The organism is Bacteroides nordii (assembly GCF_019930665.1).
Lineage (GTDB): Bacteria > Bacteroidota > Bacteroidia > Bacteroidales > Bacteroidaceae > Bacteroides > Bacteroides nordii.
Map to the genome: position 1 here is coordinate 3,924,359 of NZ_CP082886.1, position 16,183 is coordinate 3,940,541.

Here is a 16,183-nt window from a genome sequence, read left to right on the forward strand (position 1 = left end):
TTATTTTTTATCAGGTGATTGATTATCAGAGTTGTCCGGGATATCACTTCTGGTAGTAAACGAATTAGTTTCTCCATAGCTTATCCCATTCATATTTACGGCATAGGCACGAATATAATATTGAGTGCTTATAGTCAATGACTCCAGACTTCCGGTAAAATCCTTCTGTGAAATATCTGAATTTATTTTATTATCACTGATAGTGGGTGTTGTGTTAACAGTACTGTAGCAGAATCCCCTTTCGGTTATCGCCGCTCCGCCATCATTCGTTATACTCGATGCAACTCCGGCGGTCGTTTTAGTTACAGTATTAATAACGGTAACTCCAACTGTGGGCGTAGAAGAAGATTCTTTTTGTGTAGAAAACTCATTCACCACTCCATACGCCGTTCCTTCTCCGTTAGTGGCATAAGCACGAATGTAGTATTTTGCATTGGGTTCGAGATCCTTCAAAACCCCGGTTATCGAACCTCCTGTTGAAGCGTCCGAAAACACTATTCCTGCTTCTAACGTTGGCTGGTTGTTTGTCGAGCTATAACAAAAGCCCTTAGCGGAGACAGAAATCCCCCCATCACTCACGACTGTAGCGACCGCTTTGGCAGAAGTTTCACCTATTTCACTTACAGTAGTTCCGCCAAGTGTAGGAATTACAGCAGCAGACCCTGTCTGAAATTCAGCGGTTTCACTATAGCTTATTCCTTTCTCATTTTCAGCATAGGCACGAACATAGTATTTCGTTTTCCCGGAAAGCCCTGTCAAGGCATAAGAGTACGCATCCTCTCCGGTTGAGACTTCACAACTGGCATCTTGTCCAAGCAAAGGAGAAGTCTGCGTATTACTCCAACAAAAACCTTTCCGATGAATAATGCCGGATCCGGCCGAAGTGACAGTGCCGTACAACTTTGCAGAAGAAGGGGTCACATTAGTGATTTCATTCATTTTTACAACAGGCAGGGTGACAGCCACCGTCCGGAAAACAGCAACATCACCATAGGACATCCCCGCCTCATTCACTGCGTAAGCACGAATATAGTAAGTTTGTCCTTCCTCCAGTCCTGTCAGATTAGCTGTAACCGCATTCCCTGCAGTGGAGGATGACACCTGGACATCCTGACTGTCGGGGGTATCATGAACCGTACTGTAATAAAATCCGCATGCTGTAATCTCACCGCCTTTATTCTTATCAATTGAGGCAGAAATAGATGCCGAATTTGCTGTTACATTACTCACTGTGGGATAGCCCACAACAGCCGGATTGCTCTGCACGGTGGTAAACTCCAGAAGTTCACCTTGCGCCCTTACTTCATTTCCGCCCTGCATGATCCTCGCCCATGCACGCACCCTGATTTTCTTGCCGGAAGGCAAAGAGGACATTTGCAATGAAAATTCTCCGGTCAACTGACTGATATTAGCACTCGGATAGTTGTCTATGATGACATAACTCATATCCGACAATCCCTCAAACCACTCCAGTCCGAATTCGATAAGAGAACTCAGATCGCTCACATTCACCTTTCCTCTTACTAACGCTGATGTCCGGCTGATATCCTCTACACTCAAGGTATTGACGGAAAACTCATTGTCTACTTCTCCTCCGGGGATAGTATACGAGAATACATCACCATAACCAACACCAAGACTGCTGACAGCATATGCACGGATATAGTATGTATTTCCCGGCTTCAAGCCACCGATTGTTCCATAAATCGTTGTATCGGGCACTAATGAAATCTCTTTCAGATTGGCAATGGTAGGTTCTTGTACCTCCGAACTATAACAGAATCCTTTCTCTGTCACCAAAGTACTATTGGCCAATATACGTGCCTGCATTGTGATGGAGACATTGGTAGAGTCTTGCGGAGCACAGGAAGAAACAACGGGAAGATCAGTCGTCTTTGTTGTTACATAAGTTGTTGTACCATACCCACGCCCGTTGGAATTGATAGCATACGCACGCACTGCGTAGAGCCTTCCCGGTTTCAAGTCATTGATACGTACCTGATAGTTGGACACGTCGTCTATATTCTTTGTGTTGTCCTTCTCCGTAGGCACATAATTCGCATCTGTCGTCTCTTTCCAGCAAAAGCCGGAAAGGAACATTTCACCTCCTCCGTCATCCAGCACAGAAGTAGATACGATAAAACTTTTCTCATCGGTGCCCGAGACCTGCAAATCACTAAAGACGGGCGTCTTGCTCTCTACCGTAGTAAAGCTCTTTGTCTCCCCCTTAGCAATACTGTATCCGCTATTGGCATAACTACAATAATAATATGTCTTACCGGGTTCCAATGCCTGAAGTTGCACACTGAATTTACCTTCATTGTCTGTGCCAACTTTCACTTCAGTATATTCTGCCATACTCTGCAACGTGGAATAAAGAACACCGTATTCTTTTACCACCACTCCTTCTGCCTTTTCCATGCTTCCTGACAGAGTAGCTCCGGTTCGATAAATATTGGTCGCTTCACCAGTCGCCAACTTCGGAGCAAAATTTGCAGGCTCCGTATCCTTTTCACAGGCTGCCATCACTAACAGCAGACTGCATATAATAAGATGTGTTATCTTTTTCATTTTTTACTTCCACTAATTAAAATATAATACCCACTCCAACAGTAACTTCATGATGCTTGAAATTCACAGTGTGAAATCCTACAGAAAGAGCAAACTTACCCAAACGCCCGATAACACCCAGTTCGGCAGCAACACCTACCGCCGAATGATCAGTATTCTTCACCAATTCACCTTCTACAGTTTCCCAAGCCAATGTACGGCTACCATACCCTGCACCTGCATAGAGATAAACGGGCTTCCATAATTGCCGCAGATAACCGGCAGTGACCGACAAACGGGCTTTCTGAGTGACTCCTTCTTTGTAATAGGGAGTACCCTCACCTCCGGAAGTCAACGCGCCGCTATCATCACACTCCAAATCAGCGGAAGCAGAACCGAAATCACTACGAAACTTTACATAAGCTCCGTTCTTGCGAACAAAACCAATCATACCGCCATAAGACAATTGTGAAGGATGATAACCTACTTCAGCCATCACCAGCATACGACGTGGCTCTTTAGGTTTAATCGTGGAAATCATTGTGAAGGTTTGCCCGTTTGTTTCTCCGGCGGAGATATTCACCACCGTATCTATAGGAAAGAAAAGATCTTTCTCTATACGAAGTCTATAGGAACGTATTGGCATACGGTCACTTTTATAAGGTGTTTGTCCTGCCAAAGTACCATCAATGTAAACATTGGCATCCTGCTCCGGTAAAGAAAAGACTTCGAGGTATCCGAATTTTGGTTTTAAAGTAACACTCATAATCTTCTGTTCACTCCCCAGATCGACGACTCCGGCTTCCGAAGCATACATCGGAGCTTCCACACGATAGGTATGACTACCTTTCTTCATGGTAGCCGTGAAGAGCCCTTTTTCCGTAGGCACCTTTTCATCATCTATATAGATAGTAGCATCAGCCGGGTCGGGGCGCATCACTAAAAGTTGTGTATTTGTATCTACAGGTTCGTGGGAAGTACCGTCATTGACTCGTACTTCCATTTCATAGACGGTAGATTTATCAATAATATCGGGGTAAAAGTAATTGCGTAGCACCCCATATTTGTCATGCATAATAGAAATACGGCGAGCGCCGCGAGGTACATAAAGCCAGATTTCGCCCGGTTTGTTTTCACGGGCAGTGATTCCTAAAGCGTCCGGTTCGAACATCAGATCTTTTACAGTAGTTACAATCCGGATCAGTGCACATACTTCTCCGTTCTGATCTCTCTTAGGAGCCGTGACGCGAGCTGTAATGTCAGTTTCCATTCGGTTAAAAGAAGCAACTTCTATTTTTCCTTGTGCATAGACCCACTGAGATAAGAAGCTGGTCAAAAAGAGGACTACTAAAAAGAAGCCACGCCTTGCTTGGTTTGTCATTGTGTATAGTTTTTATTCCGCCTGTCCTCTTTGACGGAGGTTAACTGCATAAAGAAGGCGCGAGGACTGTTAATTCTATTCTAAATCCGAGGCTCTGGAAAATGCCCATGTCATGAATAGACAACAATCCTCACGCCTAACTATAACGTTGGCGTGAGAAGACTGTTGCTATTATCCCATGACATTTTGAATTTTCCAGATTCCGAATTAGGGGATAATAACTTTACGCTTCTTGCGTTTTTTTCTAATATTTAAAAGTTTTGCTTATTATAACTCGCCACCACGAATAGCAAAACTATATTGCAAATGTATAACAATTTTCTATCACAGCCACAGCAAAAAGAAAAAAAAAGAACAAATTTATTATAGATTTATTCCCACGTACCGGAAAACCAGTACAAAATATTCTTCTACAAAAAAGAAAATAACATATTGCAAAGAGAATATTCTGAAGATAAATGAAACGATAATTCATAGCTGTACAGAAAAAACATATAGATAACCACTCAAATAGATTTCCAGTAAACAACTGATAATCATATATACATATATATAAAACATATACTTTTACTATACAAGAATGTACACTTCCGGTTATTCAATGTCACCTATAAAATTGCAATATTCTAAAAGCTTATTTCAATAAGTACTGTATCCTAATTAAAAGATAGTTTTATTGAAATGCAGACTATCACAAATTCACGCAAAGAATATCGACGCTCAAGTACAGCAAGCCATCTAATTTGCGATAATCTGCGATCATTTACGTTTTAATGAAAGAAAATAACAGGCTACCTATTGTTTTATTTTTACACCCAAAAAAAATTACGACAAGGTATCTATCAATGTCATTCAAATATCTCCATAAATTAAAATATCACAATATATCTATCAATAAAAAAGAATGTATATCACAATTAATTCACACAATATATTGAGTTGAAACAAAAAAAGCAACTCTCCATTACGTAATCTCTTTCTATTGTGGGTTCTTTAAGTAGAACTACCCATATCAGATTCGTTTATGATAAAAAAGTTAGCACCAAATACAATGAGAAACCCAATTCCCTTATCCAATCTAAAACGATGGAATGATGACTCGTAGAAAACTAAATCTAATAACATAGATAGAATAAAGTACTTCATGAAATACTATAAATATCCCTGCTACAATAAATGAAAACAATATCAATGAATCAATTCTGATCAATCAATTATAATAAATCTTATAACATGTACAACAGCTATCATTTTAATCAATCAATACTAAGAAACACCTTTATAGTGTTTGCGTTGGTTGTCAGCGCATTGCTTCCCGGTAAGGCACTTGCAACAGGTATTGATTTTCAAGTAAAGAATGTGACTGTACGCGAAGCTGTATTGAAACTGCAACAGCAATATGGATTTTCCGTAACAGTAGAATCGAATGACGTGGACATGAATCGTAAAGTTTCAGTCTCAGCTAAAAATGAATCTATTAGTACAATACTTAGCCGTATATTTACGGGACAAAATGTCACTTATACAGTGACCAACAAAAGTATTATCATCCAAAACCGGAAACAACCAACCGAGAATACCCCTGCGACCCCAAAGCCACGCCCGATTTCCGGAAAAGTGATAAATGGTACTGATAAAGAACCACTTATCGGTGTTACCGTCCTTAATCCCGAATCGGGTAAAGGCGTAATCACCAACGTGAACGGTGATTATTCCATTGAAGCGATTTCAGGACAAACACTGAAGTTTTCTTATGTAGGCTTCTCCGATGTTTCGATAAAAGTAGGCAATTCAAACGTCTTGAATATTACCATGACCGAGAATTCGACTATACTTAACGAAGTAGTAGTAGTCGGATTCGGTAGCCAGAAAAAAGTAAACCTAACGGGAGCTGTCGGGGTGATTGGAAATGAAGAGATCAACGGCCGCCCTGTCGCTTCCGCTGCACAAGCCCTGCAAGGGCTGGACCCATCGCTAAATATTGGCATTAATACCGGTAGAGCCGATTCAGGCTATGAAATAGATATTCGTGGTGCCGCATCTCTAAATGGAGGTACCCCACTTATTCTCGTCGACGGTGTGGAGATGGAGCTTAACCGCCTTAATCCTAACGACATAGAGTCAGTATCCATATTAAAAGATGCAGCAGCGGCTTCGGTATACGGTGCAAAAGCCTCAGCCGGTGTAGTATTAGTCACCACCAAAACCGGTAGTGATTCCAGCGTAAAAGTTACATATAACGGCCGTTTCGGTCTATTAAAGAACACCACAAGTACCGACTACATAACCAGTGGTTACGACTGGGCCAAAGTAGTTGACCGCTTTTTCTATTATTCGAATAAGGGGATAAACTATCTTAAATATGATGAGGACGATTGGAATGAACTCGAGATACGTCGCGGCGATAAGACCGAAAACCCCGAACGCCCGTGGGTAGTAGCCGAAGAAGACGGAACATACAAATATTACGGAAATTTCGATTGGTATGATTACATTTACAAACGTACTCGCATGCAACATGAGCACAATGTATCGATAAGAGGGGGAAATGACAGGGTAAAATACTACGTCAGCGGCCGTTATTACAATACCGAAGGGATTATGAACCTGCAAAATGACCCTTATGACAATTACAGTATTCGCGGAAAGTTAGACATTAATATTACAAAGTGGGCCCGCTTTAGCACCAATCTGAACTATTTTTATGGTAAAATGTGGTGGCCAGGAATGAAAAACCAGCAAACGACATTTCGTAATGTAACCATGGGTGGTTCTCCATTATTTGTCCCTAAAAATCCCGATGGAACAATCGTACATAGTACCGAAATAGTAAACCAAGGAGCCGGCGTACTTGGTGACATGAACCTGATGCTTACTTACGGCAAAACTTCCAACGAAGAGGTAGTGAATGAAGCGACAATTAAAAACAACCTTGAATTAGATATCGTGAAAGGTTTAACATTGCATCTGAGTCACGCATATCGTTTTTCTCATGAATTCGGACAATATCGCTATAACAATGCACCGTATTCTTCACATGAAGGCGTGATTTCATGGGAAACCACCAGCAAATTTCGTAACGAACTTCAAGAAACCAACCAATCGCTCTATAAACAGACATTTGAAGCATTTGCCGATTATTCGCACACTTGGAATCGGGTACACAATTTCAAAATTGTAACCGGTATGCAATATGACACCCGTTATTACCGCAAGAATGCGGTATCGGTCGATGGAAATCTTTCGGAAGACCTGAATGATTTCAACCTCTCTGCCGGATCGACTTATTCTGTCAGCGGAGGACAATCAAAGTACAAGACACTCGGTGTCTTTGGACGTGTTAATTATGACTATGACGGCAAGTATCTGTTTGAAGCATCCGGACGTGCCGACGGATCGTCACGTTTCTGGAGTCGTAACCGCTGGGGATACTTTCCTTCAGGTTCTGTCGGATGGCGTATCAGTCAGGAGAATTTCTGGGAACCTTTACGCCAGTGGTGGAATAATGCCAAAATACGTTTTTCTATCGGTAGTCTTGGCAACCAACAAGTATCGGACTACCTGTTTGTTCAAAAGATCAACACCAACCTCACCAGTGGAGATTTTACGTTCAATGGTACGGATAAGCTGACATATGCCCGTGAAGACGCCCCTGTAGCCAATGATTTGACATGGGAAAAGATAACGACGTATGACTGGGGAGTCGACCTTGCTTTTTTAAACAACAGACTAACATTCAGTGGTGACTATTACATACGCAACACCACCGATATGATGATGCCGGGAGCATCACTCCCCGGAGTTTACGGTGCAAGCGAACCGCGTACCAATGCTGCGGATATGCGTACTAAAGGTTGGGAACTCAGTTTCGTCTGGCGCGACAGAGCGACTCTGTTTAGCCGGCCGTTCTCTTATTCGTTGCGCGCCAGTCTCGGCGATTACCAGACCAAAGTAACCCGGTTCGACAATGATACCCGACTGATCTCGGAACACTATGTAGGTGAAAAACTCGGAGATATCTGGGGGTATAAAATCGACGGCCTTTTCCGTACCGATGAAGAGGCGGCAGAATATGCCCAAAAAGTTGACTGCTCCTACTTTACCAAACGTATCGACGCCACAGCCACCCGCAAGGGACTTCATGCCGGCGATCCGAAATTCCTGGATCTCAATGGAGATAATAAGATTTCCATCGGTAAAAACACGGTCGAAGATCCGGGAGATCGGGTAGTCATCGGTAATTCACTTCCAAGGTATTCTTATACATTCGGTGGTGATTTTTCATGGAACGGCATCGATTTTTCTATTCTGTTTCAAGGTGTGGGCAAACGCAACTGGTATCCCAGCTCCGGCCAAGCCAATCTTTTCTGGGGACCGTATTGCCGTCCGCACAATACATTCTTAAGCCAGCAATTGGTTGATCAGGTATGGAGCGAAGATAATACAGATGCATACTTCCCATTCCCTCGCGGTTATGAAGCATACTCTGACAATACCAATTCTCACTATACTCTGACATCACCCAATGACCGGTATATTCAGAACGTAGCCTATCTACGGCTTAAGAATCTGACAGTAGGCTATACCCTTCCGGTGTTAAAAAAATATCTCCAGCAGGTACGTATTTATTTCACCGGAGAAAATCTTGCTTACTGGTCGCCAATGAAGAAATACTGTAAATACATTGATCCCGAAGCAGCTGTTTCGTCTTCGTCTTACGTTGAGAATTCCGGTGAAGTATACAATTTCAGTAAGGTATTCTCATTTGGCATCGATATTACATTCTAAAAAACAAACCAGCTATGCGTACTATAAAATATATATTCATATCCGCCACCTTATTAACAGGCATTGTATCGTGTGACCTTAATGAGTTTCCTAAGGATTCCATCAGTCCCGACACCTTCTTTCATACAGAATCAGAGTTGGAACTTTATACCAACCAGTTTTATCTCATGGAACCTACCGCAGTCAATCTGTATGACGAACCATCCAACCTGATTGTTGATGGTCTGTCTCAGAGCGATGTCGTAGTAGGACTGACACGTACCGTTCCTTCCTCCGGCGGGGGATGGTCATGGTCTTATCTGAGATATATCAACTATTATCTGCAAAATTCCCATCGCTGTAAAGATGCATCCGCTCGCAAACGCTATGACGGTGTTGCCTATTTCTGGCGTGCCTACTTTTACTTTGAAAAGCTGAAACGTTTTGGCGAGGTACCATGGTATGATCAGGTATTGGCTTCCGACCAAGACGAACTTTTGGCCAAACCACGTGACAGCCGCGACGTCATCATAAATCATATCATAGAAGACTGCAACAAAGCTGCAGAAAGCCTTCCTACATCATCCTCTATTTATAAAGTTTCACGTTATGCAGCCCTTGCATTAAAATCACGTGCATGCCTTTTTGAAGGAACTTTCCGTAAATACCATGCCGGCCACACATTTAATAAAAGCAATTTACCTTATGAAGCTATCTTGCAGGAATGTGTTAATGCATCGCTTGATATTATGAATGATAAAAAGTATTCCATCTACTCGACAGGGAAAAACCCTTATTATTCACTCTTTACTTCAGAAAGCGCCATTGCACAGGAAGTAATTCTTGCACGTTGCTATGGAGGAAATTTCGCACATGCAGTCGACGCCTATGCATTAATGCCCTCCAAAGGCATGGCCGGTTACACCAAGGCACTCGTTTTCTCTTACTTAATGCAAGACGGCAGTCGCTTTACCGATAAAGCAGGATGGGCAACGATGCCATTTACCGAAGAGACTAAAGAACGCGATCCGCGTCTTGCACAAACAGTATTGACACAAAATACCCAATACATCGATGGTACAGAAGGAACCTTCAATTTTGCCAATACCGTGACAGGATATCCGATGCTAAAGTACATTTCAGGACCCAATTTTGTCAATGCTTCGACAATAGATATACCTATTTACCGTATGGCCGAAGTATACCTCAATTACGCCGAAGCCAAAGCCGAACTGGGAACATTGACACAAGATGACCTCGATCACTCCATCAATTTAATCCGTGATCGCGTAGGAATGCCCCACCTGGACAAATCAGCAGTAAATGCCGATCCTGACCCGTTCCTCACATCTGAACTTTATGGATATAAGAATGTGGATAACGGTCCTAACAAAGGAGTCATTCTTGAGATCCGTCGGGAGCGTTCGATAGAAATGGTAAACGAAGGCATCCGTTTTGCCGATTTATGCCGCTGGCGTGAAGGCCAACTTCTGGCCCAGCCATTTTATGGACCCTATGTACCCGGTGAAGGCCGTTATGACATGGATGGCAATGGAAAAATCGATTTTGTGGTTTATCTGGACCGCCGTATTCCCGCTCCGGGAGTAACTCCATTAAAAATAAACCAAGACATATTCCTGTCAGAAGGAGAGACCGGTTATATTCTGGCTCACGGACAATTAATGAGGGCCTTCAACGAGGACCGAGATTATCTCTATCCAATCCCAAGTAATGAACGTACACTTACCAAAGGTATGATTACACAGAACCCCGGATGGGATGACGGACTAAATTTTTAACCACATCTTATTCGCAAGTCAGTTATTATTAAGTTTTAAATTACAAGTAAACAGTATGTTAAAAAGAAAAATAATCTATGTATGGATATCTGTCTTAATGGTTTCCGTAAGTGGCTTTTGCATGGATACCATGAACGAAGACAAAGTACATACTCCGCAAAAATTGCGAATAGGTACAACTATAAGCGTTTTCGGCGGTTTGCAAGGGTTAACCTATGAAAACCTGAAAGAAGCACGGTCTGCGGGTATCTCTGACATAGAAATTTCTCTCACCGGCTTAGTAAATGGAGATCATCCTATTCCAAATGCCGAATTAAAAGAGAAATTCCGCCAGGTAAAACACAATGCTGACAGTGCAGGGATCAACATTTGGTCGATACATATGCCTTATGGGGCCGACTGTGACCCGTCACACATTGACGAAACCATTCGTTCACACTCCGAAAATGCCTACCGTAGCTACATCGATGTCGTCAGCGTATTGGAGCCGGAAGTAATCCTGTTCCATCCAAGCTGGCGGTTAGGCCTCAACGAACGCAAGGAACGCATGAGCCAACTGGTAAAAACCATCACTTCCCTGAATAAAGATGTAAAGGAGATAGGGGCCATCATTGTATTGGAAAATCTTCTCGGATACAAATTACTTCGCAGTCCCGGGGTAGAACGCCCGTTGGGCCGTACTGTCGAAGAGATGGTTGAAATTATGGATTTAATGCCGGCTGATGTTTATGCAGCAGTCGACATGAATCACATCAAAAATCCCGAACTGCTGATCGCTGCACTCGGCTCTCGCATAAAGAGTGTCCACATTGCCGACGGTGACGGAGAGAAGGAGTGTCATCAGCTCCCGGGACGCGGGAAAAACAATTGGGTTCTTATTCTTCAGGCACTTGATCATGCCGGTTACACTGGTCCGTTCCTCTATGAAATAAGAGCAAAAGAAGTAGATGGATTTACAGATCTTGTCACTGCCTATAATCTGCTTTATGAAAATTATACAAAGTCTTTACAACCGTAAGGAGGCTGTTGTCAATACCTCCTCAAACGTATAAAAACTCCAAGTGATTTTACCAATACATTATTAACAAATCTATGAGAATTATGAAACTAAAACATTTCTTACTCTGTGTGATGGGAATTTTGATTCCTACAACCGTTTTTTCGGCTGAATACTATGTCGTACCGGGGTTACGTGCTACAGGCAACGACGGTTCATCCTGGGAAAAAGCGATTACCATGTATGACATTTTCGAAAATGATGCCGCTGCTGCAAAAAACGATGAGGTATCCAAGTATAAAACCGGAGACGTATTCTTTCTTGCAGGAGGAACCTATTACAATGCTACCAGTCCCGGTTCCGATGCCGGGCGTATTTATCGTGGCTATATTTTCGTTGGAGGATGTGATCAAAGTAAAGGTGTGGTTACTGAGTGGCCTGCCTATCCATCGGCAACACCTACAATTTTCTCCGGTGACCTCGACGAAAACGGAGGACCGAGTGCAGGCGACCTCCGTAATTTAATTCATGTGCGTCAGGCTCGGAATGATGCTGCCGAGAACCTGGCCCACATCTGCAAACTGATAGGTATCGATTTTACCTGTTCATATTCTCCCGAAGGTTCAACTAACGCAAGTGGAGCAGTTTATTGCACGCAGGGAGCCATCGAACTTCAATATTGCAATATATATAATAATATAAGCAAAGGCGAAGGTACGGGAGACGGAATCGGTGCCGGTATCCACATCTATGGCGGACTTTATCATATAAAAGACTGCAATGTATACAACAACAAAGCGCATAAGACCGGAGCCGGATTCCGGTGTACTTCCCGCAGTTCTAAGAAAGCGAATGGCGTAATCGAACGTTGTTATTTCGGTAATAATGAAGTAGAATCCCGTTACGGTGGTGCCATCGCCCAATCTTCAGGAGAAAATATGTGGATCATAAATTCCACTATTGTTGACAACAAGGCCTTTTACGAAGGTGCCGGAATCTGCGCCAATGGCAGCTCCTTTGATGATGATGTACGTGCAGTACATATCATAAACTGTACAATTGCCGGCAATACATGCGCTGCCGATCCTTCGGAACTATATGCTGAAGATACGGAAACCGGTACTGTCACTAATCCTGGTTCATGGTTGGGATCGCAAATACGTATTGCCTGTGATCCGGCAGTGAATATCTGTAATTCCATTATTGTCGGACGCGAAGACGACGGTACAGTTGCCAAAGCCGCTATCGTTCTTACCGGTACGGAAAAGACACCCTCCAGCGCCTATTTAAATTCGTATGGTGGCAGCATATTAGGCACGTTCGGCTCGGTCATGAATTCTCCAACCATTGCTATCAACTGGAACAATGATCACATGGATGGCAGTAACCCGAATACTTATTCCAAGATATTCGGCACAACCACAGCTGGCGAAAACGGCGGATTCACCAAGACGCTGAAACCTGTAGATAATGGCATTCTCGACCAGCTCGGAGTTTACGCCCTTTATGGTTTCGAACTTGGAGAGTACATCAAGACTCTAAAAGATGAAGGCAAATATCTCCCATTCGAGATCGACGTTACCGTAGACCAGACCGGTTCGAAACGTAGCCAGGAAGAGATTAACGGTGAAACGGCTCCGGGAGCCTATGATTTCTTGACCAATCATGGGACCGGTATTGCCGTTACGAATTCTCCGATGTCCTCTCTCAAATTACAAGTATCGGGTGATGGTATCTACCAGATTGTAGGACTCACCGACAATGCTACGATACATATTTATAATTTACAAGGTATACGTATCCGGTCTATTACCCAAGGTAACACGATTGACCTGCGTGATCTCACAAAAGGCATTTACATGGCTAACGTGAACGGACAAACGTTCAAAGTTGCCAGATAATATTGTAACTAATCTATTGAACAGGTCCGTCTGCTTTCCGTATCTGGAAAGCAGTCGACTTGTTTGTTTTATAAATCATTATTATATGGCTTTCTATCATATCAAATACAGACTATTCGCCATTCTATGGTTATTTTTATCGACCCTGTCGACGGTCGGTCTAGCCAATACCACGACTTTAAACGTCGGATGTTTCAATATCCGTTTCAAAACGAGCGCCGATCAGGGAGAGCTAAGCTGGAACAACCGTAAGAGTTATGTTACACGGACAATTATCGATTTCAAATACGATATTGTCGGAGTCAACGAAATGAATGCCGGTTCACAACAAGAGGACATGAAAAGTTTACTTCCGGAGTATTCATTCGTAGAATGGGGAGGAAACTCATCAACAGTGCCCAATCAGGGAACAATCAATGCGGTATTGTTTCGTACCGATAAGTTCGATCTGCTTGAAGAAGGACATTACTTTTTGTGTACAGACCCCTCGAAATCACTACTTTCGTGGGATAACAGCAGCGGGAACAAACGTTTCACCGTATGGGCCAAGCTGAAAATCAAGGAAACAGGCGATATCTTTTATTATTTCATCACCCATCTCGATCATCAGGGAAGTGATGCCCGCAATGAAGGAACGCGCGTTAACATGGAAAAAGTACGTTCCATTTCCGGTCATTACCCCGCCATCATATGCGGTGATCATAATTCGTCGGCCATACGTTATCCGTTCTATGACCTTTGCAGTGCCTATATGTCAGACAGTCGCAAAGTATCGGAAACCCCATTCCCATGGCCTAAGGACGGAACCTTGTGCAAATGGGATCCCGAGAAAAAAGATGGGACCAGACTGGATTATGTATGGGTAAAAGGGATGAAAGTACATACATACAATCATATCAATGAGACTTTCGGACGCAGTGTCACTCCTTCCGACCATTTTCCCGTGATAGTGAACGTCTCATTAGAACCTTTCGTGGCCTCCCATACCCGTTATGTCGATATAAATGCTGCTGATGGTGGCGATGGAAGCAAGTCAGCGCCGTTCCGTAATATCCAGGAAGCTGTCGATGCCACTTGCAACGGCGATACCATTTACGTTGCCCAGGGATATTATACCGTAACCGAATCGGAGCAATTTAAAGGTCGGGACGCTACACTCAATATTCCTCATTCTCTGGATATATTCGGCGGCTACGACTCTGCATTTAAAGAAGTGACGGGGCGTACAGTTCTATCAGGAGATATAAACGGCGATGATGAAATCGCAGACGGAGTATGGACCGGTAATGAAGAAAATGCTTATCATGTAGTGACAGTTCAGAAATACTGCGCACTGATGCTTTGCAATTTCGAAATTGTCGGAGGAAACGCCAACGGAAATACTACCACAGGGGCAGGTATCGCCAGTCTGGGTTCCCGACTGATACTCGATAATGTGATTATCCGCAATAATCAGGCCACGGGTCAAGGTGCCGGAATCTATGCAGCCGGCCAATTATTATGTACCGATTGCCGGTTTATCCGTAACATCTCCTCAGCCAACGGCGGCGCTTATTTCACTGCCTATGCCGGTGTGGAATTATGGTGGCGCCATGCAATGACTGATTGTTACTTCTCGGAAAATGAAGCAGTACAAGGTTCTGCCGGATACCATTCAGGATACTCGTGGGCTTACCTGGGACACAACACTTATGTCGATAACAAGGCTACTTACGGAGGTACCGTCTCCCTCAACGGAACAGCCTATGCTTCTAAAACGACTTTAGTCAACAACACCTTTGTCAATAACCGGGTAGAAGCTATCGGCGGTGTCATTAACGAAATGAAAGGAGGATCGGCCATCTATGCCAATTTGAACGTAGCATCTACAATTTCGATCGTCAATAATACGATTGTCGGAAACCATGCATCATGCTACAAAAACGGTACACCTACCATCGACTTTTATGGTGCAGCCGTGCATATTTACAACGGAACACCATTCATTTTCAACAACGTGATTGCCGGAAACCGCTCCACTTCAGCGCATACTGGTGATGTTTATAATGCAGGACAGCTGGCAACTACCGGTTATAACATCTTTTCGAGTGCCGATAATATAAATATAACACCGGCAGAAACCGATATTTTAGGAACCTCAGTCGATTCATCCATCCTATTGCTCGGTAATATGCTCGAGAGTAACATAGTAGAAGGAGATATTATCCCTGTTCTGGCATTAAACGGTGGTCCGGTTGAGACAGTCAAAGTGAAAAGACGCTTTTTCGGATCGAATGCAATCAATGTGCTGCCGGCATCTCAATTGGAAGAAAAATTATTAAAAGGAGATGTAGACAACACGATTGAACTACGAAACAAACTGATATTCGACCAACGAGGAGTAGAACGTTTGACCGATGGAACCTCATCGATCGGTGCGTATGAATATAGAAGAGAAGGTACGGGTATTACCGAAACAGCAAGTGTCGCCAATCCGGTCAAAACATACCAGAACGGTTCAATTTTATATCTGTCTACTTCTATGACATTACAGGATGTGAAAATATTCTCCATGACCGGATCAACGGTTATTCTTCTGGGCGAAGTTACCCCAGGAGAGACTCCGGTCAATGTTTCCCGGCTTTATCCCGGAGTATATATACTATCCTGGAAAGGAGGAACTTCCCGGTTTATAAAAAGATAAATAAGATTATCTGCCAGTAAATTAAAAAATCACCCACGCTGCAACTATTGGAGCGTGGGTGATTTCATTGAAAGGAAAGTTATAGCACACTCTCCATCTTTCTTT

Annotated in this window: 7 protein-coding genes; 5 read left to right on the forward strand and 2 right to left on the reverse strand. The window is 43.2% G+C overall.

Annotated features, from left to right (window positions below; all coding sequences use genetic code 11):
• Together K8P02_RS15535 and K8P02_RS15540 are read right to left on the reverse strand one after the other, a co-directional pair.
• Positions 1–2,571, reverse strand: coding sequence for a fibronectin type III domain-containing protein (locus tag K8P02_RS15535; RefSeq protein ID WP_025866984.1), 2,571 nt, complete (start codon positions 2,569–2,571; stop codon positions 1–3).
• 16 nt (positions 2,572–2,587) lie between these two features.
• Positions 2,588–3,931, reverse strand: a complete 1,344-nt coding sequence (locus K8P02_RS15540) for a PEGA domain-containing protein (RefSeq protein ID WP_025866983.1) — start codon at positions 3,929–3,931, stop codon at positions 2,588–2,590.
• A gap of 1,284 nt (positions 3,932–5,215) precedes the next feature.
• Here K8P02_RS15540 and K8P02_RS15545 point away from each other — a divergent pair.
• From K8P02_RS15545 to K8P02_RS15565, 5 genes are all read left to right on the forward strand, one after another.
• Positions 5,216–8,719 carry a TonB-dependent receptor gene (locus K8P02_RS15545; RefSeq protein WP_223381508.1) on the forward strand — a complete coding sequence of 1,168 codons (3,504 nt, stop codon included), beginning with the start codon at positions 5,216–5,218 and terminating at the stop codon, positions 8,717–8,719.
• Positions 8,720–8,733: 14 nt separating this feature from the next.
• Positions 8,734–10,497, forward strand: coding sequence for a RagB/SusD family nutrient uptake outer membrane protein (locus K8P02_RS15550; RefSeq protein WP_221650878.1), 1,764 nt, complete (start codon positions 8,734–8,736; stop codon positions 10,495–10,497).
• A 55-nt stretch (positions 10,498–10,552) separates the two neighbouring features.
• The gene (locus tag K8P02_RS15555) at positions 10,553–11,515 is read left to right on the forward strand and encodes a sugar phosphate isomerase/epimerase family protein (protein ID WP_025866982.1); all 963 of its coding nucleotides are present in this window, start codon (positions 10,553–10,555) and stop codon (positions 11,513–11,515) included.
• A gap of 83 nt (positions 11,516–11,598) precedes the next feature.
• Positions 11,599–13,395 carry a T9SS type A sorting domain-containing protein gene (locus tag K8P02_RS15560; RefSeq protein ID WP_025866981.1) on the forward strand — a complete coding sequence of 599 codons (1,797 nt, stop codon included), beginning with the start codon at positions 11,599–11,601 and terminating at the stop codon, positions 13,393–13,395.
• 85 nt (positions 13,396–13,480) lie between these two features.
• Entirely contained in the window at positions 13,481–16,078 is a 2,598-nt protein-coding gene (locus tag K8P02_RS15565) for an endonuclease/exonuclease/phosphatase family protein (RefSeq protein WP_025866980.1), read from the forward strand.
• The last annotated feature ends 105 nt before the right edge of the window (positions 16,079–16,183 follow it).